Here is a 3632-nt window from a genome sequence, read left to right as displayed (position 1 = left end):
CATTAAGTATTTGTAGGGTGCGTTAGCGACAGCGTAACGCACCATTCTTAAGGATTCGGTGCGTTACGCGAAACGCTAACGCACCCTACGTATCTGTTCAGAAATCAAATAGTAGTCCTATATATATAGTAGGTATTTTGGTAAATCCTATCAGCCTAATGACAGACCAAGCAAATCAAGGAGATTTAGAAATAGAACCATCACCATTAAAAGCTGTTCTCAACGATTTGCATTCCCGGTACAAGTCACTGCGGGAGGGTGCAGTAGCAAAATACATTCCCGAACTGGCAAAGGCAAACCCGGACTTGTTCAGCATTTGCATTGTGACAGTAGATGGTCAGGTTTACAAAGTTGGAGACTACGAGCAACTTTTTACCATTCAGTCAATTTCCAAGGTATTTGCTTATGGACTTGCCTTAGAAGATCATGGATTGGATTACGTATTGACTAGAGTTGGCGTGGAACCGACGGGGGATGCATTTAACGCGATTGTTTTGGATGAGCAATCGAAGCGACCTTATAACCCAATGGTAAATGCAGGTGCGATCGCAACCACCAGCTTAATCAAAGGTTCTGGCCCCACCGAACGCCTCAACCGAATGCTGGATATGTTTCGGCGATATATTGGCCGCGACGTGTTCGTTGACATTTCAGTTTTTACTTCAGAACGCAGTACAGGTCATCGCAACCGTGCAATGGCGCATCTGATGCTCAACTTTGGCATGATTGACCGAAACATTGAAGAAGCACTGGATCTTTATTTTCAGCAGTGTGCTGTGATGGTAAATTGCCAAGACTTAGCGGTGATGGCGGCTACCCTTGCTAACACAGGTATTAATCCCATCACCAAAGAACGGGCCGTAGATAAGCGTTACATCAAAGATATTCTGAGTGTTATGTATACCTGTGGAATGTACAACTTTGCAGGTGAGTGGGCTTACAAAATTGGGATTCCAGCGAAAAGCGGAATTTGTGGTGGGATTATCGCTGTTGTACCCAATAAGATGGGCATTGGAGTTTTTTCGCCGTTGCTAGATGTGCGTGGTAACAGTGTGCGGGGGGTTAAGGTATGTGAAGAACTTTCCCAACGGTTAGGTTTACATCTATTTGATTGTTCCGGTCAAGAGGCGAAATTTCAATAAATTTTGCTTGAACTTCTATAGCGCTTCTTAGTTGAGTGCAATACAGACCTAACCCCCCAGCCCCAACCCTTGTAGCGTTGGGGAGTAAGATTCAAAGCCTCTCTCGTTTTAGGAGAGAGGAATGGAAGTGAGGTGAGACTCTATTGCTTCCATTCGAGAACCGCTATAGTTTATGGTCTACCCAAGAGCGCTTGCCTTATAAATCAATACGCTTGGGTTAAGAGAATAGTAGGTTGGGTTGAGCGTAAGCGTTACCCAACAAAGTCTCGATAATGTTGGGTTTCGTTCCTCAACCCAACCTACACCAGATTTAGTTTTTAGCCTTAACTGAACTGTATTGCCTTATAAATATCGCCCTCTTGGGCTTTAGTTTTTCAGAAACTGTTATTTTTGCTTCTCTGGAGGCTTCCTAAATCATCCCTCCTCCCATATCCAACCGGATTGAGATGTACGGAGCTTTTTCAAAAAAGCTGGTTTTCTAGTAGACTTTTATACTGTAAGCATTCTCTCGTAGTATTGTAGAACTTACGCAATAACTCTCTGAAACTCTTATTACTTTGTGACGGCAGTCGCTCATGGGGGAAACCCACTCGCGTTTGCGGTTCGTTTTTTCATTATTTTGCGTAAGTCCTGTATTGTTCAAAAATAAAATAGGAGTCCTATATGAGCATGGTTGTGTGTATATATGAGGATCGTGATAAGAACCTCATCGGAGTTAAGCTCACTGTGTTGAGCCTAGCGCGTCATTGCCCAACCCTACCCATCATAATTATCTGTCCCCAACCTCCCGCAACTTTTCGTCATTGGGCGGAGTCCCTGCCTAATGTAAAGCTGATTTCGGATGAGAATCTAGGGGTATCAGGTTGGAATGTGAAGCCGACTATTTTGCTACACCGTCTCCGTGAAGGTTATACTGAAGTAGTATGGATTGATTCGGATATTATTATTAATAATGATTTTCGCCAGCATTTTGAGAATCTTGACGAGCATACCCTACTTACCACTCAGGATAATTACTGGGGACAGTACCAAGGAGGAACTCACCGTACCGTTACTTGGGGACTGACACCAGGTCGAACTTTTTCCACGACGATTAATACAGGTATCCTGCGGGTGACTCCCCAGCATATAGATATGCTCAAGGAGTGGCAGAAGATGCTCAATGACCCAGGTTATATGGAAGCACAGCGTCAGCCTTTGTACAATCGTCCGTTACATATGCTCGGGGATCAAGAGGTGCTTACTGCCTTACTGGGTTCTGTAGAATTTTCTCATGTCCCAGTCAAGATGCTAAAGCGCGGTATCGATATTGCCCAATGTTTTGGCCCTGCTGGCTACACTCCTACCGAAAGATTGCAGAGTCTGATTACAGGTAAAGGTTTGCCACCATTCATACACTCTATGGGTTACAAACCTTGGCAAATGACTCCTTCTGCTGCGGCAATTGATAATTCTAATGATTCGTTTAAAAAACGCCTGCGCACCTATTATAGTCACCTTCACTTACAACTTTCTCCATACACATCAATTGCCCGTGAATACCGAAAGGAAATTGAAGAGGACGCTCCCTGGATGGATGTGAAGAGCCTTACTGGACGCCTTTTTGAAATACTGTCAAATAGCCATCCCATTTTGCAAGGGTTCCCTCTAGCGCTATTCGATGCTGGGGTTCGTCATGTTCGCCGTTTCCTTGGTATTGCTCGCTATCGCCTCAATTAGACTTTTTGTGTCAGCTATCTCTGATCACATTAGCCATGTTTTGGCAAGAGTTCGATAAGTAGGTTGGTGCAATTAAAGTTAACTGACTAAGTCTGTCATTTGTCATTCGTCATTTGTCATTTGTGAGGGTTTTAAGCTTATTTACGTTTCGTAATATACTTAAATTTTTTCGCACTAACGTACTTAGTTCTCTCCAGCTATACTAAAAACAGGTTGGAGCTTTACTTTTAAAATTCCTAAGAGATTAGTAAGCAAAATTTTATTTCCCTAGGCAAAAGTCCAGCAATCAGCCGTTTTTAGTATAGTTGACAATTGTCAAAAACTAATGCCCCATGCCCAATGCCTTCATCAATTAAACTGGTTGAGAAAGTTTTTCATCTAAATGGCGAAACAAAAACAGCCAAAGTGGTAGGGAACTATTAATCGCTATTAGTCGCACTAAATGACCAGTTGTGACAATTTCAACATTATGATTCAATGCTAGAGAAACTAAGATCATTTCTGCTGATCCTCCTGGTGCTGTGACTAAAAGACAGGTTAGCCAGTCCCAAGAGGTTAATTGCATCGCAAGTATAGCAGCGATCGCTCCGGCGATCAGGGTCATGGCCACGGACATTAAGGCATAGCCGATAGTCCGCTTTCCAAAGTCGGGACGATTTCCCCAATTTACCCAAATTACCGGAACACCAACTTCACGCAGTTCGATAAGTAAGTTGTTCAAAGGTTCAATCGGCTGACGCGCCGGAGTTACGTCCACGCCGATATGCGCCA

General features: G+C 43.5%; 3 protein-coding genes. 2 read left to right on the top strand and 1 reads right to left on the bottom strand.

The genetic code is table 11. The features are described 5' to 3' along the window. Positions 1 to 158 precede the first annotated feature (158 nt). Entirely contained in the window at positions 159 to 1142 is a 984-nt protein-coding gene (glsA, locus tag LC605_RS31725; RefSeq protein ID WP_229551364.1) for a glutaminase A, read from the top strand. A gap of 663 nt (positions 1143 to 1805) precedes the next feature. Continuing rightward, the gene (locus LC605_RS31720) at positions 1806 to 2861 is read left to right on the top strand and encodes a putative nucleotide-diphospho-sugar transferase (protein WP_229551363.1); all 1056 of its coding nucleotides are present in this window, start codon (positions 1806 to 1808) and stop codon (positions 2859 to 2861) included. A gap of 352 nt (positions 2862 to 3213) precedes the next feature. Here the strand turns inward: LC605_RS31720 and LC605_RS31715 are convergent. Beyond that, positions 3214 to 3632, bottom strand: a 419-nt coding sequence (locus LC605_RS31715) for an AbrB family transcriptional regulator (RefSeq protein ID WP_229551362.1), incomplete at its 5' end; no start/stop codon positions are given.

The sequence above is a fragment of the Nostoc sp. CHAB 5836 genome, assembly GCF_020829445.1.
Classification (GTDB): Bacteria; Cyanobacteriota; Cyanobacteriia; order Cyanobacteriales; family Nostocaceae; genus Nostoc.
This window is presented reverse-complemented; position numbering and strand designations above follow the sequence as displayed.

Coding starts and splice junctions, on each gene's coding strand:
- glsA (WP_229551364.1), top strand. CDS start 159: ATGACAGACCAAGCAAATCAAGGAGATTTAGAAATAGAACCATCACCA.
- LC605_RS31720 (WP_229551363.1), top strand. CDS start 1,806: ATGAGCATGGTTGTGTGTATATATGAGGATCGTGATAAGAACCTCATC.